At 66.3% G+C, this 23,766-nt stretch carries 30 protein-coding genes; 22 read left to right on the top strand and 8 right to left on the bottom strand.

The features are described from left to right. The first annotated feature begins 144 nt into the window (after window positions 1-144). From E5675_RS01920 to E5675_RS01960, 9 genes are all read left to right on the top strand, one after another. Window positions 145-450, top strand: coding sequence for a DUF2285 domain-containing protein (locus E5675_RS01920; protein WP_081932957.1), 306 nt, complete (start codon window positions 145-147; stop codon window positions 448-450). A 128-nt stretch (window positions 451-578) separates the two neighbouring features. Beyond that, window positions 579-821: a helix-turn-helix domain-containing protein gene (locus E5675_RS01925; RefSeq protein ID WP_037553423.1), complete on the top strand. Its 243-nt coding sequence runs from the start codon at window positions 579-581 to the stop codon at window positions 819-821. Next, a complete protein-coding gene (locus E5675_RS01930; RefSeq protein WP_052181966.1) occupies window positions 821-1,342 on the top strand; it encodes a DUF2840 domain-containing protein in 522 nt (173 codons plus the stop codon). The genes E5675_RS01925 and E5675_RS01930 overlap by 1 nt, the downstream gene beginning before the upstream one ends. Further along, entirely contained in the window at window positions 1,339-1,929 is a 591-nt protein-coding gene (locus tag E5675_RS01935) for a S26 family signal peptidase (RefSeq protein WP_037553345.1), read from the top strand. Before E5675_RS01930 ends, E5675_RS01935 begins: the two co-directional genes overlap by 4 nt. Further along, on the top strand, window positions 1,926-2,258 hold the full coding sequence (locus tag E5675_RS01940; protein ID WP_039579016.1) for a DUF736 domain-containing protein: 333 nt from the start codon (window positions 1,926-1,928) through the stop codon (window positions 2,256-2,258). Before E5675_RS01935 ends, E5675_RS01940 begins: the two co-directional genes overlap by 4 nt. 5 nt (window positions 2,259-2,263) lie before the next feature. After that, complete coding sequence (locus tag E5675_RS01945; RefSeq protein ID WP_081932958.1) at window positions 2,264-2,977, top strand: lytic transglycosylase domain-containing protein; 714 nt, start codon at window positions 2,264-2,266, stop codon at window positions 2,975-2,977. Window positions 2,978-3,200: 223 nt separating this feature from the next. Next, entirely contained in the window at window positions 3,201-4,946 is a 1,746-nt protein-coding gene (locus tag E5675_RS01950) for a DUF3363 domain-containing protein (protein ID WP_037553348.1), read from the top strand. Window positions 4,947-4,959: 13 nt separating this feature from the next. Further along, complete coding sequence (locus tag E5675_RS01955; protein ID WP_037553349.1) at window positions 4,960-6,930, top strand: conjugal transfer protein TraG; 1,971 nt, start codon at window positions 4,960-4,962, stop codon at window positions 6,928-6,930. Then, the gene (locus E5675_RS01960) at window positions 6,927-7,346 is read left to right on the top strand and encodes a hypothetical protein (protein WP_037553350.1); all 420 of its coding nucleotides are present in this window, start codon (window positions 6,927-6,929) and stop codon (window positions 7,344-7,346) included. Before E5675_RS01955 ends, E5675_RS01960 begins: the two co-directional genes overlap by 4 nt. Before the next feature lie 14 nt (window positions 7,347-7,360). Here the strand turns inward: E5675_RS01960 and E5675_RS01965 are convergent, their stop codons facing one another. The 4 genes from E5675_RS01965 to E5675_RS01980 form a co-directional block, all read right to left on the bottom strand. Further along, a complete protein-coding gene (locus tag E5675_RS01965) occupies window positions 7,361-7,600 on the bottom strand; it encodes a hypothetical protein (protein ID WP_039579020.1) in 240 nt (79 codons plus the stop codon). Window positions 7,601-7,796: 196 nt separating this feature from the next. Continuing rightward, window positions 7,797-8,426: a hypothetical protein gene (locus E5675_RS01970; protein WP_037553353.1), complete on the bottom strand. Its 630-nt coding sequence runs from the start codon at window positions 8,424-8,426 to the stop codon at window positions 7,797-7,799. A 2-nt stretch (window positions 8,427-8,428) separates the two neighbouring features. Then, entirely contained in the window at window positions 8,429-9,145 is a 717-nt protein-coding gene (locus E5675_RS01975; RefSeq protein WP_037553355.1) for a hypothetical protein, read from the bottom strand. Beyond that, complete coding sequence (locus tag E5675_RS01980) at window positions 9,145-9,561, bottom strand: PaaI family thioesterase (protein ID WP_197411523.1); 417 nt, start codon at window positions 9,559-9,561, stop codon at window positions 9,145-9,147. The genes E5675_RS01975 and E5675_RS01980 overlap by 1 nt, the downstream gene beginning before the upstream one ends. Window positions 9,562-9,744: 183 nt before the next feature. Between E5675_RS01980 and E5675_RS01985 the strand changes: the two genes are divergently transcribed. After that, the gene (locus E5675_RS01985) at window positions 9,745-9,975 is read left to right on the top strand and encodes a hypothetical protein (RefSeq protein ID WP_037553358.1); all 231 of its coding nucleotides are present in this window, start codon (window positions 9,745-9,747) and stop codon (window positions 9,973-9,975) included. A 7-nt stretch (window positions 9,976-9,982) separates the two neighbouring features. On the opposite strand, the gene E5675_RS21375 is transcribed toward E5675_RS01985, so the two are convergent. The 4 genes from E5675_RS21375 to E5675_RS02000 all read right to left on the bottom strand — a co-directional run bounded on the left by E5675_RS21375 (window position 9,983) and on the right by E5675_RS02000 (window position 12,300). Beyond that, window positions 9,983-10,717, bottom strand: a complete 735-nt coding sequence (locus E5675_RS21375; RefSeq protein ID WP_168707776.1) for a JAB domain-containing protein — start codon at window positions 10,715-10,717, stop codon at window positions 9,983-9,985. A 203-nt stretch (window positions 10,718-10,920) separates the two neighbouring features. Next, entirely contained in the window at window positions 10,921-11,406 is a 486-nt protein-coding gene (locus E5675_RS21380; RefSeq protein WP_037553360.1) for a hypothetical protein, read from the bottom strand. A 32-nt stretch (window positions 11,407-11,438) separates the two neighbouring features. Beyond that, the gene (locus E5675_RS01995; protein WP_052181967.1) at window positions 11,439-11,771 is read right to left on the bottom strand and encodes a hypothetical protein; all 333 of its coding nucleotides are present in this window, start codon (window positions 11,769-11,771) and stop codon (window positions 11,439-11,441) included. A 61-nt stretch (window positions 11,772-11,832) separates the two neighbouring features. Then, the gene (locus tag E5675_RS02000; RefSeq protein ID WP_231732703.1) at window positions 11,833-12,300 is read right to left on the bottom strand and encodes a LuxR C-terminal-related transcriptional regulator; all 468 of its coding nucleotides are present in this window, start codon (window positions 12,298-12,300) and stop codon (window positions 11,833-11,835) included. Between the two features lie 271 nt (window positions 12,301-12,571). On the opposite strand from E5675_RS02000, the gene trbB reads away from it, so the two are divergent. From trbB to E5675_RS02060, 12 genes are all read left to right on the top strand, one after another. Beyond that, the gene (gene trbB, locus E5675_RS02005; RefSeq protein WP_037553362.1) at window positions 12,572-13,549 is read left to right on the top strand and encodes a P-type conjugative transfer ATPase TrbB; all 978 of its coding nucleotides are present in this window, start codon (window positions 12,572-12,574) and stop codon (window positions 13,547-13,549) included. Between the two features lie 2 nt (window positions 13,550-13,551). Continuing rightward, window positions 13,552-13,884 carry a TrbC/VirB2 family protein gene (locus tag E5675_RS02010; protein ID WP_037553363.1) on the top strand — a complete coding sequence of 111 codons (333 nt, stop codon included), beginning with the start codon at window positions 13,552-13,554 and terminating at the stop codon, window positions 13,882-13,884. Further along, window positions 13,884-14,153, top strand: a complete 270-nt coding sequence (locus E5675_RS02015) for a VirB3 family type IV secretion system protein (protein WP_037553365.1) — start codon at window positions 13,884-13,886, stop codon at window positions 14,151-14,153. The genes E5675_RS02010 and E5675_RS02015 overlap by 1 nt, the downstream gene beginning before the upstream one ends. Continuing rightward, window positions 14,150-16,591 (top strand): conjugal transfer protein TrbE, encoded by a 2,442-nt coding sequence (trbE, locus tag E5675_RS02020; RefSeq protein ID WP_052181969.1) that lies wholly within the window; start codon window positions 14,150-14,152, stop codon window positions 16,589-16,591. Before E5675_RS02015 ends, trbE begins: the two co-directional genes overlap by 4 nt. After that, complete coding sequence (gene trbJ, locus E5675_RS02025) at window positions 16,588-17,304, top strand: P-type conjugative transfer protein TrbJ (protein WP_037553367.1); 717 nt, start codon at window positions 16,588-16,590, stop codon at window positions 17,302-17,304. Before trbE ends, trbJ begins: the two co-directional genes overlap by 4 nt. Window position 17,305: 1 nt before the next feature. Beyond that, on the top strand, window positions 17,306-17,557 hold the full coding sequence (trbK-alt, locus tag E5675_RS02030) for a putative entry exclusion protein TrbK-alt (RefSeq protein WP_039579026.1): 252 nt from the start codon (window positions 17,306-17,308) through the stop codon (window positions 17,555-17,557). Beyond that, complete coding sequence (gene trbL / locus E5675_RS02035) at window positions 17,554-18,840, top strand: P-type conjugative transfer protein TrbL (RefSeq protein WP_037556046.1); 1,287 nt, start codon at window positions 17,554-17,556, stop codon at window positions 18,838-18,840. The genes trbK-alt and trbL overlap by 4 nt, the downstream gene beginning before the upstream one ends. A gap of 4 nt (window positions 18,841-18,844) precedes the next feature. Continuing rightward, window positions 18,845-19,528: a conjugal transfer protein TrbF gene (gene trbF / locus E5675_RS02040; RefSeq protein WP_037556047.1), complete on the top strand. Its 684-nt coding sequence runs from the start codon at window positions 18,845-18,847 to the stop codon at window positions 19,526-19,528. After that, the gene (gene trbG, locus E5675_RS02045; RefSeq protein ID WP_136173117.1) at window positions 19,525-20,361 is read left to right on the top strand and encodes a P-type conjugative transfer protein TrbG; all 837 of its coding nucleotides are present in this window, start codon (window positions 19,525-19,527) and stop codon (window positions 20,359-20,361) included. Before trbF ends, trbG begins: the two co-directional genes overlap by 4 nt. Continuing rightward, the gene (locus tag E5675_RS02050; protein ID WP_052182310.1) at window positions 20,358-21,581 is read left to right on the top strand and encodes a TrbI/VirB10 family protein; all 1,224 of its coding nucleotides are present in this window, start codon (window positions 20,358-20,360) and stop codon (window positions 21,579-21,581) included. The genes trbG and E5675_RS02050 overlap by 4 nt, the downstream gene beginning before the upstream one ends. Beyond that, window positions 21,578-21,793 carry a DUF2274 domain-containing protein gene (locus tag E5675_RS02055; RefSeq protein ID WP_037556048.1) on the top strand — a complete coding sequence of 72 codons (216 nt, stop codon included), beginning with the start codon at window positions 21,578-21,580 and terminating at the stop codon, window positions 21,791-21,793. The genes E5675_RS02050 and E5675_RS02055 overlap by 4 nt, the downstream gene beginning before the upstream one ends. Before the next feature lie 158 nt (window positions 21,794-21,951). After that, the gene (locus tag E5675_RS02060; RefSeq protein ID WP_037556049.1) at window positions 21,952-23,712 is read left to right on the top strand and encodes a competence protein CoiA family protein; all 1,761 of its coding nucleotides are present in this window, start codon (window positions 21,952-21,954) and stop codon (window positions 23,710-23,712) included. Window positions 23,713-23,766: the final 54 nt, after the last annotated feature.

The raw sequence follows: 23,766 nt of genomic DNA on the forward strand, positions 1-23,766 counted from the left end.
ATCGCCTCCGAGATCATCCTGCCGGGCGAGTGGCATCTCGTGTTCGTGGCCGACGGACGGCGCTTCCGCCTCTGGCTTCGCCGCTTCCTCGCCGATGAACGGCTCGCCTATGTAAATCCGGCCGATCCGCACAGCGAGCTGCGGATGGCCGTGAGCCTCGCCGTACAGCGCCGCTTCTCGGCGGGCGTCACGACGCATCGCTTCCTGCGGGGAGGCGCCCCCGGACCATCCGAGCGCTGGCGTCTCATCCAGTGGCTGCGGCTCCTCGACGCCTCCGCCGAAGGGCGTTCGGCGCGCGACATCGCCGCCGCCCTCATCCTCGACGATGCCCAGGATTTCTCGGCCGCCGACTGGGACGGATCGAGCGAGCGCCGTCGCATCGCGCGCTGGCACCGCGCCGCGGTCGCGATGCGCGACGGCGGCTATCAGGAGCTGCTCGGCGCCGCCTGATCGGGACATTCCGCGCGTCGTCACTTTGTCCGTTCCTAAACCGCATCCCGATTTCCGAATGTCGCCGCCTCTCCGCCGGAGCCCCCCACGGGACCCGGCGCTGCGAACGGAGGCCCCTTTTGAGCGACATGCATACCCCCATTTCGCCGCGCTACCTCAAGACGCCCGACGCTGCGCTGCACCTCGGCCTGTCGAGCCGGACGCTCGAAAAACATCGCTGCTTCGGAACGGGTCCCGAATACCGCAAACTCGGCGGGCGGATCGTCTACGCGATCGCTGATCTCGACGCCTGGGCCGAGATCGGCCGCAAGAAGTCGACATCCGATCCCGGCAAGGGCGTCGTCCATCCCGCGCGCCCGGTCCGCCGCTGATGCGCTCCGCCCAGAACATCCCGCCCGCTCCCGGCGTGCAGCCGGTCGCGGCGACCGCGAGCGGTCTCACCGACCTTGAGCTGACCTGGATCGAGCAGCGGCTCGAGAATTGGCTGCGCTTCGGCCGCGTCGCCGCCGAGCGCATCGTCAGCCGCCGGACGCGCATCGTCTCCTTCCGGCCCGAGGCCGTCTTCGGCTTCGTCCGTTGGGGCGCGAACGATTTCGGCACGATCTTCTCGAGCATCTCGGTCATCGCGGCGCCCGCGCCCCGCGCCCCCTTCGCGACGCATCCCTACGTGCGTCCCGGAGGCGACATCCTGCTCCGCGTCGACGGTTGGCCGAAGGTCCAGCAGGTGCTCTCGGCGATCGATGCGATCGAGGCCGACGGGCTCGACCCGTGCGAGACGGCGCCCGATCATTGGCGCCACATCGGCAGCCATATCGCCGCCGGACTGCCGTTCCGGCCCTATGGTCCGGAGCGGCACCGGGCATGGCTCCAGCGCAAGGCGATCGCGCCATGAACCGCCGCTGGTTCCGCGCAACCGCGGCGAGCGCTACGCTCTTCGCGGGGCTGTTCGTCGCGGCGGCAGCGCTCGCGCCGAAACCGCGCCTCATCTGGAACGCGAGCCCGAGCGTTCCGATCGGCTTCTACCGCGTCGATGTCGGCGCCGATCCCGAGGTCGGCGACCTCATCCTCTTCCACCCGCCCGAGGCGGTCGCGACGCGCCTCGCGGTGCGCGGCTATGTGCCGCGCGGCGTGCCGCTCCTGAAGCATGTCGCCGCCGGTGAAGGCGCGCTCGTCTGCCGCAGCGGCACCTTCGTGACGATCGACGGCGCGCCGGCAGCGCGCGCGCGGGACGCGGACCGCCTCGGGCGGTCGCTGCCGCGCTGGCTCGGCTGCCATCTCCTGCGCCCCGGCGAACTGTTCCTCCTAAACCCCGCGCCCGACAGTCTCGACGGCCGATATTTCGGACCGCTCCCCGACACCGGCGTCGTCGGCGTCGCGCACCCGCTTCTCGTGCGCGATGCGCCCGGCGCGCCGCTGCGCTGGCGCCGTGACGCCGATCGCTCCGCATTCACCCTCGAAGGAAAGGATATGTCCTCATGATTATCGGAAGCTTTCAAACTGCTGGCGACGGCTATGCCGGACAGATCCGGACGCTGCTGCTCGATGCGATGATCGCGATCGTTCCGGCGAAGCCGAACGACGCGGAAAATGCGCCGGCCTGGCGCGTCCTGCTCGTCGAAGCCGATACCGGCGTGGAGATCGGGGCAGGCTGGGAACGCCGCAGCGAACGCGCCGGCTCCTATATCGCCCTGCAGATCGACGATCCGGCGCTCGCGGTTCCGCTGCGCGCCAATCTGCTCCGTTCGACGCAGAACGAGGATGAATATCATCTCCTCTGGACGCGTCCCGTTCCACGCGAACAAGCGTGAGCATCATGCATCCGGCTCGCTCGGCGCGCGTCCGCGCCGTGCGCCTCGCCTTGCTGCTGCTCTGCTCGGCGAGCGCCGCCCCGGACCGGGCATGGGGCGCGGCACCGGCGGAAGAGCCGACGGCCGCGGCCCACCCCTATGCCGCTCATGTGGCGGAGGCATCGCATCGCTTCGGCGTTCCGGAGGTCTGGATATGGCGCGTGATGCATGTCGAGAGCCGCGGAAAGCCGCGGGCGCTCTCGCATGCCGGTGCAATGGGGCTGATGCAGATCATGCCCGCAACCTGGGCGATGCTGACGGCGCAGCATCGTCTCGGGTCCGACCCCTTCGACGTGCGTGCCAACATCCTCGCGGGCGCGGCCTATCTGCGCGCGATGTGGGACCGATATCGCGACGTTCGCCTCATGCTCGCTGCCTATAATGCAGGCCCCGGCCGCGCCGACGCCTATGCAGCGGGGCGGCGCGGCTTGCCCGCCGAGACGGTGGCTTATGTCGCAGCCATCGCGCCCGCGCTCGGTGCGCCGGCTGCTCCGTCATCTGCGATGGCGCGGACTGCCGAACCGCCGAGCTGGCGCAGCGCCTCGCTCTTCGCCGAGCAGCGATCGGACACGCCGGCTGCAACTTCGGTGCAGCGCGGCGACGCCGCGCCTGCTGGGCCGTCGAATTCCGCGCCTGCTCCCTCGCCCCTCTTCGTCCCGCTTTCCGGGGACAATCGGTGATGGTCGTCCTGGCGATATTTGCTGGAGTGCGCCGGTCCATGGATAGGCACTGCTTGGCGTTCAGAAGGGGTTCGGGGGGATGGCAAGATAAAAGACCTGCCAGCTCGCCGGCAGATTGTGGTTGGATTACAGCGCTTTATGCGTATGGCACCCCCCTCCGGCTGCCATATCGACCTCTGGATTTCCGAGGCAGAACAAGCGCTTACGATATGGCACCGGCGTTGTGAGCGGCGACGAGCATGATTTTCGGGTGCGACCGGGAAGGGGTCGCGATGCGGGTTCGGGATCGGCGCGGCGCGGGAAGAGGCTCGCGGCGCAGGTGCGCAAGGCAGCCGCCCGCTCGGGTTACACCCGCTCCCGTCGGGGCGGCGGCGGTCGCAGCGGAACCGGTCGGCATGGCCGCGGCCGCGCCGCGCTTGCGACGATCCGGCGCGGCCCCGCGCAGCGCCGCGTGACGGTCATGGCGCGCATCGTCCGGCATAAGGGCGCGCAGTTTCGCTCCGCGCCTCTCGCACGGCATATCGCTTATCTCGAACGCGACGGCGTCACCCGCGATGGTCGCGATGCCATGATGTTCGATGCGTCTGGAGATACCGCCGACCGCGAGGCCTTTGCCGATCGCTGCGCCGACGATCGCCATCATTTCCGTTTCATCGTCAGCCCTGAAGATGCGGAGCAATTGCAGGACCTTCGGACCTTCACCCGCGATCTCATGGGCCGGATGGAGAAGGATCTCGAGACCCGGCTCGACTGGGTGGCGGTCGATCACTGGAACACCGACAATCCGCATATCCATATACTCCTGCGCGGCGTCGCCGAGGACGGAAGCGACCTGGTCGTCGACCGCGCTTATATGTCGGAAGGCGTGCGCGGACGGGCGTCGGAGATCGCGACCCTCGAACTCGGCCCGCGAAACGAACAGGAGATCGACGCGAGCCTCGTGCGGGAGACGGGCGCCGAGCGTTGGACCGGGCTCGATGCGCGCCTGCGCGAACGCGGCGGCGAAACGGGGATCGTCGATCTTCGTCCCGACCCAAGCTCGCCGCCGGGCCGCGATCGGCATCTCATCGGACGTGCGGCGAAGCTCGAGGCGCTTGGGCTTGCGACGCGCCTTGGACCCGGCATTTTCGAGATCGATCCGCGCGCCGAAACCCTATTGCGCGACCTCGGCGAGCGAGGCGACATCATCAAGGGCGTCCACCGCGCCATGCGCATGCAAGGGCTCTCCTTCGACGCATCGAGGCTCGCCCTTCACGGCGAGGCGGAGCGTTCGGGCCTCGTCGGGCGGCTGGTCGCACGCGGCCTCGACGATGAGCTTGCCGGCTCCGCCTTCGCCATCGTCGACGGGACCGATGGACGGACCCATCACATCAAATTCTCCGATCTCCAATGGACCGGGGACGCGAAGCCGGGCGCGGTCGTCGAGCTGCGGCGCTGGGAAGGACGCGACGGCGGCGAGCATCTCTCGCTCGCCCTGCGATCGGACCTTGCGGTCGCCGACCAGACATCCGCGCGCGGCGCAACCTGGCTCGACCGCGAGCTGGTCGCGGCGAAGCCCACGGCAGGAACCTCGGGCTTCGGCATCGATGTTCGCCGCGCCATGGCAGCGCGCGCCGAGTTTCTCGCGAGCGAAGGCCTCGCGAGCCGACAGAACGGCAAGCTCGTACTGGCGCCCGATCTCATCGAAACGCTGAAGCGGCGCGACCTCGAGGCGGCCTGCGAAACCATCGCCGCGCGCACCGGGCTCGCGCATCGCCCGCCGGCCACCGGCGACGCGGTGAGCGGGACCTACCGCGAGCGCGTGTCGCTCGCCTCGGGGCGCTTCGCGATGATCGACGACGGCCTTGGCTTTCAACTCGTGCCCTGGCGCCCGGCGCTCGACCGGCACCTCGGGCAGCATGTCACCGGCACCGCCACCGCGGGCGGCATCGACTGGAGCCTTGGCCGCGATCGCGGGATCGCAATCTGAGAAAGGATGAACGATGAGCGACAGGATATTATGGGGCCAGATCTTCGCGGTGCTGCTGATCGTCCTCGCGGCGGTCTGGACCGCGACCCAAGCGACGGCGGAAGCGCTCGGATTTCAGGCGGCGCTCGGTGCCCCCTGGTTCCGCATCGGCGACTATCCCGTCTATCCCCCGCCCGCCTTCTTCTGGTGGTGGTTTGCCTTCGACGCCTATGCGCCGCCGATCTTCTATCGCGGTGCCGCGATCGCCGCGTCGGGCGGGCTGCTGTCGGTTGTCGTCGCGATCAGCATGTCGGTGTGGCGTGCGCGCGAGCGCCGGCGGGCCGAGACCTACGGATCGGCACGCTGGGCGCAGGAGCGTGAGATACGGGCTGCCAACATGCTCGGCCCCGATGGCGTCATTCTCGGGCGCATGGCCGGAACATACCTGCGTCACGATGGCGCCGAGCATGTCCTCTGCTTCGCGCCGACCCGATCCGGAAAGGGCGTCGGCCTCGTGGTGCCGACCCTGCTGACTTGGCCGGGGAGCTGCATCGTCCATGACATCAAGGGCGAGAACTGGCAGCTCACTGCGGGCTTTCGCGCAAAGCATGGCCGGGTGCTGCTCTTCGATCCGACCAACCCCGCATCGGCCGCCTATAATCCGCTCCTCGAAGTCCGGCGCGGCGCGTGGGAAGTACGCGATGTGCAGAATGTCGCCGACGTGCTGGTCGATCCCGAAGGAAGCCTCGAGCGCCGAAACCACTGGGAGAAGACAAGCCACGCCCTGCTCGTCGGCGCGATCCTCCATGTTCTCTACGCCGAGGAGGAAAAGAGCCTTGCCGGTGTCGCGGCCTTTCTGTCGAACCCCGAGCGCAAGATCGAGGCGACGCTCCACCGGATGAAGACCACCAGCCATTTGGGAGATCGCGTCCACCCGGTCGTCGCCGCGGCGGCGCAGGAGCTGCTCAACAAGAGCGAGAATGAGCGGTCCGGCGTGCTGTCGACCGCCATGTCCTTCCTCGGTCTTTATCGCGATCCGGTGATCGCCAAGGTCACGGGACATTCCGAGTGGCGCATCGCGGACCTGATCGGAAGCGAGCGCCCGGTCTCGCTCTACCTCGTGGTGCCGCCCGGCGATATCAGCCGGACCAAGCCGCTCATGCGCCTGATCCTCAACCAGATCGGGCGGCGGCTGACCGAGGAGCTGAATCCCAAGGCACGGTCGCAACGGCTGCTGTTCATGCTCGACGAGTTTCCCGCGCTCGGACGTCTCGATTTCTTCGAAAGCGCGCTCGCCTTCATGGCGGGCTATGGCATCAAGGCCTTTCTGATCGCCCAGTCGCTCAACCAGATCGAGAAGGCCTATGGCCAGAGCAATGCGATCCTCGACAATTGCCACGTCCGGGTCAGTTTCGCGACGAACGATGAGCGCACCGCCAAACGGATTTCCGATGCGCTTGGCACTGCGACCGAGCAACGCGCGATGAAGAATTATGCCGGCCATCGGCTCTCGCCCTGGCTCGGCCATTTGATGGTGTCGCGCACCGAAACCGCCCGGCCGCTGCTCACCCCCGGCGAAGTCATGCAGCTCCCCCCGGACGACGAGATCGTGATGGCCGCCGGCCTCGCACCGATCCGGGCCAAGAAGGCGCGCTACTATGGCGACCGGCGCCTGGCCGGCCGCGTCATTCCGCCGCCCGCACCCGGTCGCGGTCTTCCCGCCGGCCACGATTGGATGGCCGACCGGGTACAGCAGCCGATGGAGACGAAAGCGAAGGCGGCGGAGGACGATGACGCGGCCAATGGCGGCATTCGGCAGGAACCCGAACTTCCCGTCCATGAGGATATCGCGCCGCCGCCGCCGCGCAGCGTCAATGGCGAGTTTGATTTCACCGAGGACGGAGCACAAGCCGATGCAGCGCGGCTTCGCGCCGCCGCGGATCGGCGGATGGCGCGGCGCGCTCAAGCTGCCGCGCTCGATCCCGACGATGGGATCCAGCTGTGATCCGATCGCATGTCAAACAGACATTCCGGATCGAAACCGGCCTGTCGCGCGACCTGACAGACCTTGCCCGCCGACGCGGCCTCACCCGGACCGAAGTGCTGGAGGCTGCACTGCGCTCCTTTCTCTCGCCCGATCAGGAGGAGCGGATCGAGGCGCTGTTGACCCGGCGCCTCGACCGCATCGGCCGCCAGCTCGACCGCATCGAATGGCATGGCGAAATGTCGGGAGAAGCGATGGCCCTGTTCGTTCGACACTGGCTCACGAGCACGGCGCCTTTGCCCGATGATGCATTGCCGGCCGCGCAGGCCAGCGGGAAGCGGCGGTGGGAGGCTTTCGTCGATGCCCTTTCACGTAGGATGGAAGTTGGACCAAAGCTCGCCGCGGAGCTGATGCGTGATGTCGGCGGTTCCAATTGAAGCCTTTAACCGGCTCATCCAGCCCGCAGTTTTAAGAGAAAGCTGATGGCCTCGGCGGGGACACCGCACAGGGCAGCCGCTAGCAGCAGTATCGCGAGAGCCAGATATTTGGCCAGAGGAGTTCGGCACAGCTCGAGAAGCACCGCCGATTTGTGGCGGCCCAATTGCACAAGCGCCATGAACTGGGCGAGCTCGGCCTCACGGTCAGTCATCGGACGATCACCTACGGGCGGGAGAGGGGGCATGTCGGTCATCACAAACCTCACGGATTCATCGCAAAAATGGCGCGCTGTTACAGATGCGCGTGCGGGTTACCGTGAGGGATAAGCCCTCCGGGCTGGAGTGCCCCTCAGGCGAGTCGCTTGTCAACAGGGTGAATCGCAATTTTATCAACAGTCGGGGGTGCGTCTGGGGATATCTTGCCGCATTTCCGGGAAAGCCGGAGTTCGTTCAGTCCTCTTCGCCCTGCTGCTCGCGCTCGCGTAGTCTCTCGGCATAGCGGTAGCTCGCTTCGACGGAGTGATAGTCATCGGCGTAGCGATCGATGTCGCCGAGCGCGCATTCGACCTCATAGGCCACCGTATGGGGAGACGAGCCCGGGCGCTTTCGGCCCAGCCAGCGCTCTAGCTTGTCGAAGCGGCTCTGCATCCCCTGCACGCTGCATGCGATGCGCAGATCGTCGAGATTGCTGCTCGTTCGATTGCGGCTCCAGGCCCTGCAGGCGAACTCAAGCTCTTCACCCCGTGTCGGAGGGCGATCGCTGAGATCAGCCCCACCATCTTTCGCAAGGGTCGGGTCGGCCTGTACACCGGCAAGGCCCGCACTGAGTGCCTCGCACAGTTCGCTATGATATTTATCCCGGAGCGCGGCGTCCCAATCATAGGGGCCAGCGCCGACGAAAAGATGCGGCAGCTTGAAATGCGCCCCCACTGCCTTCGGCAGCATCTTCTCGATCCGGATCACTCCGCGAATGACGCCGAGAAGGCGCTCGGCGTCGATCCCGGCCCAGGGCCGCGCCAGATTTTCGAGCGCGCCAAGGTTCGAATTGGTGGGCGTGTCCCCCGTGTTCCAGTATCGCATGGTCAGTGCTTCAGTTTCTCTTTGGCCTTGATCCCTAATATGGCTTTCGCTTCCTCGCTCGCATTCTTGCCGATCTCGTCGAGGCGCTTTCTCACTATGGGGTCCGCGAGGAGCTGAGCCTTGGGTCCTTCGCCGGAACCGCAGACGACAGCATAGAAGAGCCGGTATAGCTCCTGTGCATGCTCGGCTCCGGCCACGGCAGCGTCGATGTCGCCCTGCCGGTAAACCAGTATGTCCTTGTCATCGATGGGTTCGGGCCTGATCACGCCGCGTCCATCGGGCAATATCTCAGATCTTTGTCGATGGCTGACATTATGGTTCACGATCGTCTTCGGATGGGTGAGCAGGATTGCATCCGGCAGTTCGGAGCTATGACCCCAGACGCGGTGCGCAAACTGGTTACGCTCGGTTCGCGAGGTCTCGGCCACCGACCCGATGGTCTGCAGGAGCAATTGCTGCCATTCAGGAAGCGCTTCCTTGGCCGCGGCGTTGAGCGCCGACCTCTGGCCTCCCGAATTGACGAGCGAAAGATACATGGCCGTGCCCACCGCGATATCGGCTTTCAGCATGCGGCTGAGGATGCTCGCGAGATCGCCATCGATGTGGGCCCAGAGCGCTATGATATAGGCTACATCAGCCGCGAACGGCGAACGGCGCAAAACGCCGGGGCCAAAGAACAGCTGCCCATCGGGCGCGACATCGAAAAGGCGTTCGGGCATCAGCCGCGATCCAGGCCGCCCGTGGACACCACCCGTGCCGAGGCCGTCGCGCGCGCCACGCATCGGCCCTCGGCGTCGAAAAGCTCGCCCTCGAGAAAGGCGACCGTCTTCCCCAATTGGACGATCCGGCCGACACCGGTGAAGCTGCCCGGCCGCGCGGGAGCGAGATAGCTGATGTTGAGCGAGATGGTTGCGCAATAATAGGCGCCCCCCGATTTCACGAGAACCGTCGGTCCCAGCGTATCGTCGAGCATCGCAGCGACGAAGCCGCCCTGGATATTGCCTCCGGGATTACAGAAGGCGGGCTTCCCTTCCATTCTCACCCGTATGGTGCCGGTGGCTTCCTCGGCCTCGATAAGCTCCCAGCCAAGTGTTTCTGCGCAGGGCGGGCGTGCGAAGCTGTCGAATATGCTCATGTCCATCTCCCGATGCTGCCCGGCTAGTGCAGGCATTCGGCAGCATAGTGACGGGCCTCTCCCCCAAACTCCAGACCTGTCGCAATCAGCATTCCATCCTGGACCAATCTGTCTGGTCATGCTCGCTTTTCTCCGGGGGCGAATGCTGGCATCCCCGGTGCTCCATCACATTGGGAGAGAATAATGGACGAAGACGCTTTGTTCGCGGTTGGAACAGTCCTGGCGGCGATCGGCGGCCTGCTGGAACGAAAGGGCGTCTGTACCACCACCGAATTTGCCGAAACTCTTGGCGGCGTTGCCCTGATGACCGCCGAGTCCGGTGAGCAGTACCGGAACCGTGCCGCCTATGTCGGCAGTTGGGCACAGATGGTGCGCGCTGCCGCCGAACATGCTGGCGGCGCGCGCGAGCATTGACCCACCCTCATTCGGCGCCAGCTTCGAAATAGGCGCGCATCCGGTGGGCAATGACTGGGTCGAGCCGGATGAAAGTCCGGCGGCCGTCGATCGGATCGGGCACGCGGCGCGTAATCCCGGCATCGCAGAGGCGCTGTGCCAGCCTCAACGCGCTGCTCATTGGGATCGAGGATGTGACGCACAGCGCGCTGATGGAGAGACGCTTGCGTTCGCATTCGTGAACGAAGAGATCGATCAGCATCTCCCAAGCGGGATCGCCGAATAGTTCGGGTGTCCCGATCAGCTGCTGGCGGAGGAGGCGCCTGCGCATTGCGGCCCTTGCATTGGCCAGCGCAATGTCCCCGTGGTCGATGCGCGCGGGACCTCCCGGACTTCGCAATGTGAAGGAGGCTGACGGAATGGGCGTCCCGGCAAGAGTGTCATTGCTGATGACGTGATGACAGTGGGTTGATGTCACGACGATGTGGTCGATGATCTCGACGTTGAGCGACCGTCCGATCATTTCGAGCTTCCGCGTCGCCTCGATGTCCTCGACGCTGGGGCGATGGTCGCCGCTCGGATGGTTGTGCACGAGGATCAGCCCGGCGGCATTGAGTTCGAGCGCACGCCGGAAGATCGTCCGGGGGTAGATGGCAAGCTGGGCAAGTGTACCGCTTTGCAAAACTTCGTCGGCAAGAAGATGTCGCCCGCCGTCGAGAAAAAGGATGCGGAGCCGTTCGTCGGAAAGCGAGCCCATCGACATGATAAGATAGGAGCGCAGCCTCCGATCGAAAGGATCGATGCTGATACCTCGAAGGTCGCCTGAAAAGCTCTCGGCGGCGAGCTTGCGCGCCTCGAGAATGACCTCTGCCACCTGCGGCGCGTCGCCAATTACGCGAGCAAGTGCTTCGGGCGACTGCGCCCAAATGCGGCTGATCGAATGAAACGCAGCAAGAAGCTGGTCGGCTAGTGCTTCGCAGCGTTCCGGCTCGATGGTCGCAATGAAATGTACCAGGACCGATCGCTGCCGGCCTGAGCCAATCGCTTTTGGTGTTGCCAGGTTGCGGCCACGAGGAGCGGCGGAAGAAGCCAGGATGCAGCAACCTGCATCGTCAGATAAGCTATCGGATGAAGGTCCATGTCGATCGCGCGGGTCGTGTGAGCCAGCAGCGGAAGGAATTGCAGGACCGCCGCCAGCATGGGCCAGAAACGATAGGCCGTCAGCGCTACGGTCATCGTCGCGGCCGCCGCTATCAGATCGATCAGGAGGTGACCCGCATCGACCGAGAGGAAATTCACCGCGAATATCAGGTGTAGAGCTTGGTCGGAAATCAGCATGAACAGGAGAATGGCTGCTACTGCCTTCTCCGGGCCGCCCCCTTTCCGGAGGGCGTAGACGAGAGCCACCAGCAGCAATGTCACGAAGATTGCGATCCGCAGCATCGCGCTCATTCACCATGCCGATGGCCCATCGTCAATGTCGCTCAGCTCACCAGGGCAATCTTCGCCGGGCCAGCCTCGGCAACTGCCGGGCATTCGTGAAGATCGAGGCCCGACGTTTCACGGCCGATGTCGGCAAGGTCGCCATGAACACGAAGGATGTCGCCGCTCACACCAACCAGCGCCAGCTGCGCCTCGGCAATACGGCGGATCGTCGCATGGCCCTTGGCAGCGGGGACGCCTGCCGTGTCGCGACGTGCGGTTACCACTTCCGCCATGAGCGACGATACGGCGATAAGGGCGCCGTCTATCTGTGCCTCAGCGGCAGGCACCACTTTCTGCAACCGCTCGGCCGCAACGTTGTTCAGATTTTGCATAGACTCTCCTCTCCGGGGAAGCGCACCGCGCTCCCGGACCATGGTTCAACAAGAGTTGGGATCAGGCCGCGGCGAGCCGGGTCAGCGAATGACCGATCGACAGGCCTGCGATCACCATGAGCAGGATCGCAATGAGCAAACTCACGACGATCACGACCCGGGCCTGAGGCCTGTAATTTGGCCTCAGCAAATCCCTGAACGGAGAGCCTTCGCTCCGAGGCCCGGCTCGGCTTGCCAAATTATCGTTCAGATGCAGCAAGCTGGCGGGGTCACCGTCCGGGAAGTCGGATGGCACCAGCTCGGGGGCTGGCGGTAGTATGACCGGATCACATGGTATCCGATCATAGGTCTGGCGCAGCCGCGCATAGATGATCGCGGTCTCGTCACGGTTGGCCGCGCCCAGCGTGTCGCGTGCGGTGGTGAGCCGCAGATCCACCGCCTGCTTCGATATGTCGAGGTCGCGGGCGATCTGTTTCGAGGTTTTTCGTTCCAGCAGCAAATCGAGACAGGCCCGCTGCTTTTCTGTCAAGCGCGTCCACCTCAAGAACTCGTCCGAATGCTGCGACCCCGAATCACTCATCCTGACACTGTTGTCAAAATTACGCTCGGCACAACCCGCCGACCTTCATTTAATCGCCACCGAATCGGAACTGATCGCATCGCGGCCTACGCCATTCTCTGTCTTTCTTACCCACAGTACGACGCGCGCAAATCTCTGTTGAAAATAGTGAATCTCTGCGTCTCTTACTCGTCCCCGTCGAGCCGGGCGTCCTTGCCCGGACCATCCAACGGGGACTATCATGGGCGCAGAGCCGGTCCGTTTCGAGGCGCAGGGGCGTGGTGCCCGCATGCTGCGTACAGCGCTTGGCGGCGCAATTGCCGAGTGGCTTGCCGACCCCGCGGTCATCGAAATCATGCTCAATCCTGACGGTCGGCTCTGGGTCGATCGCCTCGGCGCAGGGATCACCGATAGCGGTATCCTGCTCGCGGCCACCGACGGTGAGCGCATCATCCGGCTCGTGGCGCATCATGTCGGCGCCGAGGTCCATGCCGGGTCGCCGCGCGTGTCGGCCGAGCTTCCCGAAAGCGGCGAGCGCTTTGAGGGTCTGTTGCCGCCCGTGGTCGCGGCGCCGACCTTCGCGATCCGCAAGCCCGCGGTCGCCGTCTTCTCGCTCGGCGATTATGTCGCAGCCGGCATCATGTCCGCACCGGCGGCCGAGGCGCTACGCTCCGGGGTCGCCGAGCGCCTCAATATCCTCGTCGCCGGCGGAACCGGGACGGGCAAGACGACGCTCACCAATGCCCTGCTCGCCGAGGTCGCCAAGACCAGCGAACGCGTCGTCCTGATCGAAGACACCCGCGAGCTCCAATGCGCGGCTCCGAACCTCGTCGCGATGCGCACCAAGGATGGGGTCGCGTCGCTGTCCGATCTCGTCCGTTCCTCGCTTCGGCTTCGGCCGGACCGCATCCCGATCGGCGAGGTCCGCGGTGCCGAGGCGCTCGACCTTCTGAAGGCTTGGGGCACCGGACATCCCGGCGGCATCGGCACGATCCACGCGGGCAGCGCGATCGGCGCGCTCCGCCGCATGGAGCAGCTCATTCAGGAAGCCGTGATCACGGTCCCACGGGCCCTCCTCGCAGAAACGATCGATCTCGTTGCCGTTCTCGTGCGCGACGGCGCCGGGCGGCGCCTTGCCGAACTCGCCCGCGTCGACGGTCTCGATGCGTCGACCGGCGACTATCGCATCACCCCCCTCTTTACCCCCGAAGGAGACTGACCATGACCCACGCCGCCCGGCGGGAGGCGCCGCGCTTCCTGCTCGCCTCGACCGCTCTCTATGTCGCGCTCGTTACCGCCTTGCCCGCTCGGGCCGGTGGCTCGTCGATGCCGTGGGAAGCGCCGCTGCAATCGATCCTCGAAAGCGTCGAGGGGCCCGTCGCGAAGGTGATCTCGCTGATCATCATCATCATCACCGGGCTGACCATCTCGTTCGGCGACACGTCGGGCGGTTTTCGCCGCATGGTCCAGATCGTGTTCGGGCTGTCGATCGCCTTCGCGGCGTCGAGCTTCTTCCTGACCTTCTTTTCCTTCGGCGGCGGAGCCGTCGTCTGATGGATGCCCCGGCCGAAGTCACCGGTTTCTTCGCGCCCGTGCACCGCGCGCTCGCCGAGCCGATCCTGCTCGGCGGCGCGCCGCGCGCCCTCGCGATCGCCAATGGCACGCTCGCGGCCGGGATCGGCCTTGGCCTCCGCCTCTGGATCGCGGGTCTCGTCCTCTGGATCGTCGGCCATGCGCTCTCGGTCTGGGCGGCGCGCCGCGACCCGCAATTCGTCGACGTCGCCAAGCGTCACCTCAAATATCCTGTCTGGATGCGGCCATGATGAACCTCGCCGAATATCGCTCGAAGTCGGCCTGCCTTTCCGATTATCTCCCCTGGGTCGCGCTGGTCGCCGAGGGCGCGGTGCTCAATAAGGATGGCTCGTTCCAGCGAACCGCGGCCTTCCGCGGCCCCGATCTCGACAGCGCCACCCCCGCCGAACTCGTCGCGGTCACCGCCCGGCTCAACAATGCGATCCGGCGCCTCGGCTCCGGCTGGGCCTTGTTCGTGGAGGCGCAGCGGCTGCCGTCGAGCGATTATCCCGCATCCTCATTTCCCGATCCGGCATCCGCTCTTGTCGACATGGAGCGCCGCGAGCAATTCCGGGAGGAAGGGGCGCATTTCGAGAGCCGCTATTATCTGACCCTCCTGTGGATGCCGCCGGCCGAGGATGCCTCGCGGGCGGAGGGCTGGCTTTATGAGGGTATGGAGCGCTCGGGGGTCGATCCGAAGGAGCATCTCGCGAGCTTCATCGACCGGTCGAACCGCATCCTTCATCTCGTCGAAGGCTTCATGCCCGAGGCCGAATGGCTCGATGACGGCGAGACGCTGACCTATCTCCATTCAACCGTATCGACGAAGCGGCAGCGTGTCCGGGTTCCCGAGACGCCAGTCTATCTCGACGCGCTGCTGACGGACCAGCCGCTCATCGGCGGGCTTGAGCCGCGGCTCGGCGAGCAGCATCTGCGGACCCTGACGATCACGGGCTTTCCGACCGCGACCTGGCCCGGCCTCCTCGACGATCTCAACCGGCTGGCCTTCGCCTATCGCTGGTCGACCCGCGCGATCATGCTCGACAAGACAGACGCGACCAAGCTGCTGACGAAAATCCGGCGACAATGGTTCGCCAAGCGCAAGTCGATCGCGGCGATCCTCAAGGAGGTGATGACCAACGAGCAATCGGCGCTCGTCGACAGCGATGCCTCGAACAAGGCGGCCGACGCCGACATGGCGTTGCAGGAGCTCGGCGCCGATCATGCCGGCGTCGCCTATGTGACCGCGACCGTCACCGTGTGGGACAGCGACGCGGCCCTCGCCGCCGAGAAGCTCCGGCTGGTCGAGAAAGTCATCCAGGGGCGCGACTTCACCTGCACGATCGAGGGCATGAACGCGATCGAGGCCTGGCTCGGGAGCCTGCCCGGCCACGCCTACGCCAATGTCCGCCAGCCGCCGATTTCCACCCTCAACCTTGCCCACATGATCCCCCTGTCTGCCGTGTGGGCGGGGGCGGAACGGGACGAGCATTTCGGAGACGCCCCCTTGCTCTATGGCAAGACCGAAGGCTCGACCCCGTTCCGCCTTTCCCTCCATGTCGGCGACGTCGGTCATTGCCTCGTCGTCGGTCCGACGGGGGCAGGCAAATCGGTGCTGCTCGCGACGATGGCGATGCAGTTTCGCCGCTATCCGGGCTCGCAAATCTTCGCGTTCGATTTCGGCGGCTCGATCCGCGCCGCAGCCCTCGCGATGGGCGGGGACTGGCAGGATCTTGGCGGGGCGCTCCACGATGGCGAGGGCGGCGTGGCGTTGCAGCCGCTCGCCCGGATCGACGAGGCGTCCGAGCGGAGCTGGGCTGCCGAATGGCTCGCCGCGCTGTTCGCGGGCGAAGGCATGATGATCGACCCGGCGGCGAAGGAGCATCTCTGGTCGGCGCTGACCTCACTCGCGACGGCGCCTGTCGCCGAACGCACGCTGACGGGGCTCGCGGTGCTTCTCCAGTCGCGCGACCTCAAGCAGGCGCTCGCGCCCTATTTGGTCGGCGGACCCTGGGGGCGGCTGCTCGATGCCGACGAGGAGCGCATCGGGGCCGCGCGCGTGCAGGCCTTCGAGACCGAAGGCCTTGTCGGCGCCGCGTCGGCGGGACCCGTCCTGTCCTATCTGTTTCACCGGATCGCCGGACGGCTCGACGGCTCGCCGACGCTCATCATCATCGACGAAGGCTGGCTCGTGCTCGACAGCCCGGCCTTCGCGGCGCAGCTCCGCGAATGGCTGAAGACGCTCCGCAAGAAGAATGCGAGCGTGGTCTTCGCGACGCAGAGCCTTGCCGACATCGAAACCTCTAGCATCGCACCCGCGATCATCGAGAGCTGTCCGACCCGCATATTTCTGCCGAACGAGCGCGCGCTCGAGCCGCAGATTGCCCGCATCTACGAGCGCTTCGGTCTCAATGACCGGCAAATAGAGATACTGAGCCGGGCGACCCCGAAGCGCGACTATTATTGCCAGTCGCGGCGCGGCAATCGCCTCTTCGACCTGGGGCTAGGCGAGGTTGCGCTCGCCTTCACCGCGGCATCTTCGAAGACCGATCAGACGCGCATCGCGGAGCTGTTCGCAGCGCACGGCCCCGAAGGGTTCGCGGCCGCCTGGCTTTCCCACCGCAAGCTCGAATGGGCGGCCGAGCTGCTCCCCACCATTGCCGCCCCCAATGAGGAGTGCCCCCGATGAAGAAGAATATCGTCCGCGCCGTCGCTGCCGCGGCACTTGTGTTGCTGCCCGTGTCGGGCGCGATGCTGGCCGTCCCGGCGAGCGCCCAGCTCGGCGGCATCGTCCACGATCCGCGCAACTATTCGCAGAATATCCTGACCGCGGCGCGCACGCTCGAGCAGATCAACAACCAGATCAAGCAGCTGCAGAATCAGGCGACCTCGCTGATGAACGAGGCGAAGAACCTCAACAGCCTGCCGACATCGACGCTGGGCACGCTCGAGGCGCAGGTCGACCAGACGCGCCAGCTCCTCGCGCAGGCAGAGGGCATCGCGTTCAACGTGTCGGACATCCAGAAGGGGTTCGAGGCGCGCTACAAGGGCGGAGCGCTGACGGGCTCTGCCGCCGAGATGGTCGCCAATGCCGAGGCGCGCTGGAAGGACAGCGTCGGCGCCTTCGAGGATGCGATGAAGGTGCAGGCCGGCATCGTCACGAACATGGGCGGAACGCGGACGTCGATCTCGACGATCGTCGGCGCCAGCCAGTCGGCAACCGGCGCGCTGCAGGCCGCGCAGGCGGGCAACCAGCTGCTCGCCATCCAGTCGCAGCAGATCGCCGATCTCGCCGCCGTCATGAGTGCGCAGGGCCGCGCCGAGATGCTCGATGCCGCGCGCGCGGCGGCCGCCGAGGCCGAAGGCCGCGAGCGCTTCCGCCGCTTCCGCAAGGGCAATTGAGATGGGCCGGGCGGGCGGGCTGGTGATGGGGGCAATCGTCCTGGGTCTTGCGCTGACCCTTGCCCTTGTCGCCGCGCTCGATCCGCCCGCGCCCCGTGCGTCCGCCCCCGCGATCTCCGGGGCGGACGCACCCCCCGATTATGGCGACACGCTTCGTCGCTGCCGAACCGCCACCGAAGCCGATCCCGAATGCGAGGCGGCCTGGGAAGCGAAGCGGCGCCATTTCTTCCGGACCGAAAAGAGCAAGCCATGAACGACACCGGCGTCATCGATAATTTCCTGTCGGTCTTCTCGACCTATATCGACAGCGGGTTCGGTCTGCTCGGCGGCGAGGTCGGCTTCCTGTCCTCGACGCTGATCGTGATCGACATAACGATCGCGGCGCTCTTCTGGGCATGGGGCACCGACGAGGATGTGCTGCAGCGGCTGGTGAAGAAGACGCTCTATATCGGCGTCTTCGCCTTCATCATCGGCAATTTCCAGGCGCTGGCCACGATATTGCTCGAGAGCTTCGCCGGGCTGGGCCTGAAAGCGGCAGGAAGCGCGATGGCGATCGGCGATTTCATGCGCCCCGGCATGATCGCGTCCACCGGCCTCGATGCCGCCGAGCCCTTGCTCGACGCGACCGCCGATCTTGTCGGCCCGGTGGGGCTCTTCACCAACTTCGTCCAGATCCTGATCCTGCTGATCGCCTGGGTGATCGTCGTGATCGCCTTCTTCATTCTCGCGGTGCAGGTCTTCGTCACGATCCTGGAGTTTAAATTGGTGACGCTCGCGGGCTTCGTCCTGCTGCCCTTCGCCTTCTTCGGACGTACCGCCTTCATGGCCGAGCGCGTCCTCGGCCATATCATCTCCTCGGGCATCAAGCTGCTCGTGCTCGCGGTCATCACCGGCATCGGCACGACCCTCTTCCAGCGCTTCATGGACGCGGGGCTCGGGACCGAACCCGACATCCGCGAGGTGATGGCGATCGCCCTCGGCGCCTTGACCCTGCTCGGTCTCGGCATCTTCGGTCCGAGCGTCGCCAACGGCATCGTGGCGGGCGGCCCGCAGCTCGGCGCAGGCGCCGCCGCAGGCACGACCCTCGCGGCCGGCGCCACGATCGCCGCCGGGGCCGCCGGCGCGACGCTGGCGGCGGGCGCGGCGAGCAGCGCCGTCGGTCGCACCGCGCTCGGCGCCTCGCGCGCGTCCGGCAGCGCTTCGGCATCCTATGCCCGGGGCGCGGCCGGGAAGAGCGGGATGCGGGCGTTCGGTGCGGGGCTCGCCAATGTGGCGCGTGACACGGCGCGCGGCGCGGGTTCGCCGCTCCGCGCCGCGGCTGACCGCCTGCGTCAAAGCTATGCCGCGGGGCAGGCGGGCAAGTCCGTGGCCGGCGCTGCCACCGCGAGCGACGGCGCGGCGTCGCCCCCGACCTGGGCGGCCGCCATGAAGCGACGTCAGGCCGTCACCTCGGGCGCCACCATCGCCTCGCAGACCCTCAAGGCCGGCGACAGCCATGGCGCCGGCTCCGCTCCCGACATCAGCCAGAAGGATTGAACCCATGTTTCGACGCCCGTCCCAACATTATGGCAAGTCCCCGGTCCCGGTTACGCCCTACCAGCGCGCGGCGCAGGTCTGGGACGACCGCATCGGCTCGGCCCGCACCCAGGCGAAAAGCTGGCGCCTCGCCTTCTTCGGCTGTCTCGCGCTTTCGGGCGGACTCGCCTCGGCGCTCGTGTGGCAGTCGCTCCGCGGCACGATCACCCCTTGGGTCGTCGAGGTCGACAAGCTCGGCGAGGCAAGATCGGTGGCGCCCGCCGATGCCGACTTTTCGCCGACCGACCCGCAGATCGCATTCCATCTCGCGCGCTTCATCGAGCATGTCCGCTCGATCCCGGCCGATCCGGTGGTGCTCCGAAAGGACTGGCTCAGCGCCTATGACTTCACCACGCCCAAGGGCGCGCAGGCGCTGAGCGATCACGCCCGCGCGAACGATCCCTTTGCCGAAGTCGGCAAGATGCAGGTCGCCGTCGATGTATCGAGCGTCATCCGCGCATCGCGCGACAGCTTTCGCATCGCCTGGACCGAGCGCCGCTATCAGGATGGCAGCCTGGTCGAGACGTCGCGCTGGTCGGCGATCCTGACCACCTCGATCCAGCCGCCCCGCACTCCCGACGCCCTGCGCCGGAACCCGCTCGGCGTTTTTGTCACCGCTATTTCTTGGTCGAAGGAGCTCAGCCAATGATCCGCCTTACCCTTCTTCTCGGCGCTGCCGCGCTCGCGCTGCCGGCGCAGGCGGCACCCGCCGATCCGCGCACGCAGGTCGGCCGCGCGAACGACGCGGCGCGCGTCCAGCCCGAGCGCGCGACCTTCCTCAACGCCATCCAGAAATATGCCTGGGCCGATGGCGCGCTGTTCCAAGTCTACACCGCCCCCGGACAGGTCACCGACATCGCATTGCAGGAAGGCGAGGAGCTTGTCGGTCCGGGGCCTGTCGCGGCCGGCGACACCGTGCGCTGGGTGATCGGCGATACGGTGAGCGGGACGGGCGCGTCGCGCCGCGTCCATATTTTGGTGAAGCCCACGCGCCCCGACATCATGACGAATCTGGTCATCAACACCAGCCGTCGGACCTATCACATCGAGCTGCGCGCGACCCCCGCCACCTATATGGCGGCGGTCTCCTGGTCCTATCCGCAGGACGAGCTGATCGCGCTTCGCTCCGCCGGGACCGAACAGGCGCGGCTCGCTCCGGTTGCAGGCGGGATCGATTTCGCGGCGTTGAGTTTTGCGTATCGCATCTCCGGCGCGAAGGTCCCCTGGCGGCCGGTGCGCGTTTTCGACGATGGGCGCCAGCTCTTCGTCGAGTTCGGTGCTGCGATCGCAACCGCGGACATGCCCCCGCTGTTCGCGGTCGGCGAGAAAGGCGCGGCGGAGCTGCTCAACTACCGGGTCGACGGCCGTTACATGATCGTCGACCGCCTTTTCGATCGCGCTGAACTCCGGCTGGGGAGCGGGCGCGGCGCCAAGGCCGTGCGGATCGAACGCGAAACGCCGCGCGCGCGAGGCCGGTCGTGACGGCGCCCGAACAGCCGGGCACGGAAGCTGTGCCCGCCGAGGCCGAGGTTGCGCCGATCGCCCCTGCGAGCCCCGATGCGTTCCGCTTGGCGGGTGAGACTCCGCGGGTCATGCGTCTGTCACGGAAAACGCTGGCGGTTATCGGCGGGGCCGGCGGTCTTGCGATTGCGGCATCGCTCATGTGGGCGCTGCGAACGCCGGCCCCGGCCGAGCGTCGGGAGCTCTATGAAGCGAGCAACAATGCGCGGCCCGACGCGGTCCCCGGAGCACCCGCCGATTATGGCGCCGTGCCGAAGCTCGGTCCGCCGCTCCCCGGCGACCTTGGCCGGCCGATCGTTGCGGCGCAGGGGAGCGGCGAAGCCATCCCCGTCCCGCCGATCGGCGCGGAAGGGCGCAATCCTCCCGATCCGCGCGTGGCGGCCGCCGAACAGGCGCGGCAGCGGGCACTGCAGGAGCGCGAGAGCGCCCAGACGAGCCGGCTCTTTCTGGGGGGCGGAACCGCAAGTTCCGCAGCAACAGATATTGTGCCCGCCGAGGCGGCCGCGCCCGAACAGGCGGCGGAGCCTCGCACGGCCAATGAGGGGCGGCGTCAGTTTCTGGCATCGGGTTCGAAACGGCCCCTCGAAAGTGGCGAGCGGCTGATCGCCCCGAGCTCCGCGCTGATCGTCCAGGCCGGGACTGTCATTCCGGCAGCGCTCATCACGGGCATACGCTCGGACCTTCCGGGCCAGATCAGCGCGCAGGTGACGCAGAATATCTATGACAGTCCGACCGGGCGTATCCTGCTCATCCCGCAAGGGTCGCGGTTGATCGGCGAATATGACAGCGAGATCGCGGCGGGACAGAGCCGGGTGCTCCTCGCATGGGATCGCCTCATCTTGCCCGGCGGACGATCGATCCGCCTCGAACGGCAGCCCGGCGCCGACGCCGCAGGCATGTCGGGGCTGGAGGATCGGGTGAACAATCATTGGGGCCGGATGGTCCGCGCCGCGCTCGTCTCGACCCTGCTCGGGGTCGGGAGCGAGCTCAGCGTCGGCGGCGACGACGAACTCGCCCGGGCGCTCCGCTACGGGATGCAGGACAGCACGAGCCAGGCCGGGCGCCGCATCGTCGAGCGCGAACTGGCGGTGCGTCCGACGCTCACCATCCGGCCGGGTTTCGCGCTCCGCGTAGTCGTCACCCGCGACCTTATTCTCGAGCCGCAGGCGGATTGGAGATGAGTCGGCTGCGACTTGGGCCGATCGTCGAGGAGAAGCCGGTCAAGGCTACTGTCGAACTCACGGGCAAGCTTGCGCGCGATCTCGCTGACTATGCCGCGGCACATGCGAAGGAAAATGGCCTGTCGGAGCCGTTGTCGATCGAACGGCTCATACCGCCGATGCTGGAACGGTTCGTCGCGACCGATCGCGGTTTTGCGAAGGCGCGGCGTTAGGCGGTAAAGAGTATTTTGTATGCGCACACAGGGTCGATTATGATCGCCCTGTGGACGAGCATTTTGCTCCTGAGCGGCCGACCCAACCTCCGCGGCCTTGCACAACGAAGCCCGATCCCTCGGGCTTGCGGGTGCCATTCGCTGCATGCGGCGATGGCGTGGTTCGGCACGTCGAACAGATCGTATCGCACCGCGACGGCCCCTTTACCTGCCTTGGATGCAAGGAACGACTGACCCTTCGGCTCCCGAAGAAGATGCGGAAGCATTTCGCGCACCAGTCCGACAGCCGATGCTCAGGCGAGACGGCCCTGCATCTCTACGCCAAGCTGCTGCTGGCTGCTGTCCGGTGGGTCACCCTGCCAAGCCTTGTCCTCCGCGAGGAGCGATTGGAGGAGGTCGTTTTCGAAGGCGGGCAATTCGCGCTCGACGAGGTGAGGCTAGAGACATCGGAGGGCGATTTTCAGCCCGATGCCATGGTGTGGATCGGGTCCGATCGCCGCGCGGTGGAATTCAAGGTGTCGCACGCGGTCGATGAGGAGAAGCAGCAGAAGGTCGCGCGCGCAGGCTGCCCGATGATCGAGATCGATCTTTACGGAGTGCGTTGGCGCCAGCTTGATGGCGCCGAACTCGACCAGCAGATTTTGCACGACGCACCGCGGCACTGGATCCATCATCCGGATCGCGAGCGTTCCGCGCAGCGCCTGTCCGAGCGGGTCACGGCGGAAGCGACGCGCAAGGGCGAGGCGCTCCGATGGCATATCCGGGAGCGACCGCAGAAGCCTCCCGTCGATACCGAATGGGTCGCGGAGATCATGGCCGACCTGCAATATGCCGAACTGGACTATCTGTTCGGGGCCAAGAGCCGGATGGGCCATTGGTTCACGGTAAGGCCGCAGCTTTGGCAGGCGGCGCTCGTGCATGCCCTGATCTACACGCCGAGCATCAAATACTCGGCGGGATCGGACATCCATATCCATGGCGAGTGGCCGAACGAGGCCAATCTCGAGAGCGTGCTGCCGACATGGATGCTGCGCACCGACCTCAGCAATTACAAACCGAACGCGCTGGCAGCGGCCGGCTACTCGCGGGAGAGTTTCGGGTCGCCCAGCCAAGCCGTGACCGAATATCTCTTCAATCTCTTCACCGATCGGCAGGCTGTGGTGTGGGAGCGTGACGAGCAGCGCTTCTATGTCGACCCCGATCTTCATGCCCGCGTTCACAATCGCTACGACCTTGAGCGCACCGTTGCCTGCATCGCCAAGGATGCCGGCCATCCCGATCCCGATGGTTTCAGCCGGCGCTGGATGCGGCGATATAATGTCGACGGCCGAAATCCTTGGAAGGTGGCGGCGGAAGGCGGCGATGATTTTCACGCGCTGGACAAGCGGGTCCGGGCGATCTTCGACATGTCGCGCAGCTATCGCGACCTTCCCATCGTCGACGATCTTTGCGGATTGCCCTTTCAGGAGTGGCGCGACGGTATCCGACAGAAGCGCGAGGCGAAGGAAGCCGCCGAGCGCAAGCGGATCGAAGACGCAAAGGAAAGCCGGCGGCGGAACTTCGCCATTGCCGCGAAAAACGCGCTCAAGGACGAGGCCGAGACCTGGCTCGCATCGACGGTGGTCGATGGAGTGCCGATCACCGAGTGGGCGTGTGGCAGCGACGATCTCTATTGGCGAGCCTTCAGCCATATCGAGCGCGCCGAGGACGTGAGGAAGCGCCGGGTTTTGGCGGCGGAAGCGGCGGAGGAATTTCGCAAGCGGCTCACGACCGCCTCCAACAAGGCCTTCCGCGATCCCGACCGCGCGCACCTTTTTCTCAACAGTGCGCACCCGAAGCTTGCCGGTCGTCGCCCGATCGAAGCTTGTGAGACCGATGCGGATTTGAGAGTCGCTCTGGCGCTTCTCCCGAAAGTGTAGCGGAGCAGGCCGGAAGGAATTCCCGCTCGCGTGTGAAATCGCGATGTTCTAGAC

It is taken from the genome of Sphingopyxis sp. PAMC25046, assembly GCF_004795895.1.
Lineage (GTDB): Bacteria > Pseudomonadota > Alphaproteobacteria > Sphingomonadales > Sphingomonadaceae > Sphingopyxis.

Bases quoted from the DNA above. Each gene is read 5' to 3' on its own strand.
- trbE (WP_052181969.1), top strand. From the start codon at position 14,150: ATGATGAACCTCGCCGAATATCGCTCGAAGTCGGCCTGCCTTTCCGAT.
- trbB (WP_037553362.1), top strand. From the start codon at position 12,572: ATGGGCGCAGAGCCGGTCCGTTTCGAGGCGCAGGGGCGTGGTGCCCGC.
- E5675_RS01920 (WP_081932957.1), top strand. From the start codon at position 145: ATGGCCGTGAGCCTCGCCGTACAGCGCCGCTTCTCGGCGGGCGTCACG.
- E5675_RS01980 (WP_197411523.1), bottom strand. From the start codon at position 9,561: ATGAGCATATTCGACAGCTTCGCACGCCCGCCCTGCGCAGAAACACTT.
- trbJ (WP_037553367.1), top strand. From the start codon at position 16,588: ATGAAGAAGAATATCGTCCGCGCCGTCGCTGCCGCGGCACTTGTGTTG.
- E5675_RS01975 (WP_037553355.1), bottom strand. From the start codon at position 9,145: ATGCCCGAACGCCTTTTCGATGTCGCGCCCGATGGGCAGCTGTTCTTT.
- E5675_RS01945 (WP_081932958.1), top strand. From the start codon at position 2,264: ATGCATCCGGCTCGCTCGGCGCGCGTCCGCGCCGTGCGCCTCGCCTTG.
- E5675_RS01935 (WP_037553345.1), top strand. From the start codon at position 1,339: ATGAACCGCCGCTGGTTCCGCGCAACCGCGGCGAGCGCTACGCTCTTC.
- E5675_RS01940 (WP_039579016.1), top strand. From the start codon at position 1,926: ATGATTATCGGAAGCTTTCAAACTGCTGGCGACGGCTATGCCGGACAG.
- trbL (WP_037556046.1), top strand. From the start codon at position 17,554: ATGAACGACACCGGCGTCATCGATAATTTCCTGTCGGTCTTCTCGACC.
- E5675_RS21380 (WP_037553360.1), bottom strand. From the start codon at position 11,406: ATGAGCGCGATGCTGCGGATCGCAATCTTCGTGACATTGCTGCTGGTG.
- E5675_RS21375 (WP_168707776.1), bottom strand. From the start codon at position 10,717: ATGTCGATGGGCTCGCTTTCCGACGAACGGCTCCGCATCCTTTTTCTC.
- E5675_RS02010 (WP_037553363.1), top strand. From the start codon at position 13,552: ATGACCCACGCCGCCCGGCGGGAGGCGCCGCGCTTCCTGCTCGCCTCG.
- E5675_RS01995 (WP_052181967.1), bottom strand. From the start codon at position 11,771: ATGCAAAATCTGAACAACGTTGCGGCCGAGCGGTTGCAGAAAGTGGTG.
- E5675_RS01925 (WP_037553423.1), top strand. From the start codon at position 579: ATGCATACCCCCATTTCGCCGCGCTACCTCAAGACGCCCGACGCTGCG.
- E5675_RS01965 (WP_039579020.1), bottom strand. From the start codon at position 7,600: ATGACCGACATGCCCCCTCTCCCGCCCGTAGGTGATCGTCCGATGACT.
- E5675_RS02055 (WP_037556048.1), top strand. From the start codon at position 21,578: ATGAGTCGGCTGCGACTTGGGCCGATCGTCGAGGAGAAGCCGGTCAAG.
- E5675_RS01955 (WP_037553349.1), top strand. From the start codon at position 4,960: ATGAGCGACAGGATATTATGGGGCCAGATCTTCGCGGTGCTGCTGATC.
- trbG (WP_136173117.1), top strand. From the start codon at position 19,525: ATGATCCGCCTTACCCTTCTTCTCGGCGCTGCCGCGCTCGCGCTGCCG.
- E5675_RS01970 (WP_037553353.1), bottom strand. From the start codon at position 8,426: ATGCGATACTGGAACACGGGGGACACGCCCACCAATTCGAACCTTGGC.
- trbF (WP_037556047.1), top strand. From the start codon at position 18,845: ATGTTTCGACGCCCGTCCCAACATTATGGCAAGTCCCCGGTCCCGGTT.
- E5675_RS02015 (WP_037553365.1), top strand. From the start codon at position 13,884: ATGGATGCCCCGGCCGAAGTCACCGGTTTCTTCGCGCCCGTGCACCGC.
- E5675_RS01985 (WP_037553358.1), top strand. From the start codon at position 9,745: ATGGACGAAGACGCTTTGTTCGCGGTTGGAACAGTCCTGGCGGCGATC.
- trbK-alt (WP_039579026.1), top strand. From the start codon at position 17,306: ATGGGCCGGGCGGGCGGGCTGGTGATGGGGGCAATCGTCCTGGGTCTT.
- E5675_RS01930 (WP_052181966.1), top strand. From the start codon at position 821: ATGCGCTCCGCCCAGAACATCCCGCCCGCTCCCGGCGTGCAGCCGGTC.